We start from the raw sequence: 1,236 nt of genomic DNA on the forward strand, positions 1-1,236 counted from the left end.
GGGGGAACCGCAGAATTCGGAAAAAATCGTACGCTAAGCTAACGGTGTTCTCGTGACAGCTCTTTGACTAGGCTTTCTAAGGCCATTCTGATAGCCCTGACTTCCTGAAAAGCCATGGCTAAAATTTGTGCGGCTAAAAGGGATAACCGATGGTAAAGTAAGTTATCCCTGTCGAGATACTGAAAAGCGTTATCCTCGTTTTTCCCAAAACTGTTTTGCCAGTTCGCTCAGAGCGCTAGTTAACTGAGCGACAGATTTCGCACTTTGCAAATTATTCTGCCCGGTCTGTACATTGGTATCAGCAGCATCGCGTATATTGATAATACTGCGGTTTATGTCTTCACTTACTGCTCCCTGCTGCTCGACCGCAGTCGCTATTTGCGCGTTCATGTCGGTAATTTCGTTAACGCGTTGGCCAATTCCATCAAGAGCTGTAGCTGCTTCCTCTGCGTGAGCTACACTCGTGTGCGCTTGCCGACTACTTTGCTCCATGACTGTAACAGCGGATTGCGCTCGCTCTTGTAGAGCGCTGATCATGCTTTGAATATCCGTTGTCGATTGCTGTGTGCGAGCAGCAAGACTGCGAACCTCATCGGCGACAACAGCAAAACCACGCCCCTGCTCACCAGCACGCGCGGCCTCAATTGCTGCGTTGAGTGCCAACAAATTCGTTTGCTCGGCGATCCCTCGTATAACGTCAAGAACTTTTGATATCTCGTTACTTTGACCTTCAAGCTCATGAATAACCTGAGTGGCTTGCCTAATTTCACCTTCAAGGGCAGTGATTGACTGGCTTGTGTGGGCTACCAGACGCTGGCCAGATGCCGTCTCAGTGTCTGCTCTTCCGGCCGCATCTGCAGCATGCTGTGCATTGCTCGCAACCTCTTGAATGCTTGCCACCATTTGGTTTACTGCCGTTGCTATTTGATCTGTCTCTGCCTGCTGCTCAACTGTAAGTACATTGCTTGACTCAATATCCTTTAGTAGGCCTCGGGTGTGTTCGCTAAGCCGATTTGATGCATCACCTATGCGACCTACTATGGCGCCTGTTTCAGCTTGCATCATTCGTAAAGCAAACTCTATTTGGCCAAACTCATCGGTGCGCCCAGTGTAGAGGGATTGACTTAATGGGTTATTGGAAATATTCCTGGCTCTTTCAACCAGTCTTCCAAGAGGAGAGAGAATAGCCAAAACACTAACAGAGCTTAAGCTTCCTGACATTAAAGTGGCTAACAA

The 1,236-nt window shown here is 48.5% G+C and carries 1 protein-coding gene; it reads right to left on the reverse strand.

Features of this window, described 5'->3' with window-relative positions:
* Positions 1–189: 189 nt before the first annotated feature.
* A partial coding sequence (locus K0778_RS26180) for a methyl-accepting chemotaxis protein (RefSeq protein ID WP_153520336.1) occupies positions 190–1,236 on the reverse strand: 1,047 nt, incomplete at its 5' end.

It is taken from the genome of Escherichia sp. XD33 (genome assembly GCF_019375075.1).
GTDB classification, from domain to species: Bacteria; Pseudomonadota; Gammaproteobacteria; order Enterobacterales; family Enterobacteriaceae; genus Enterobacter; species Enterobacter flexneri_A.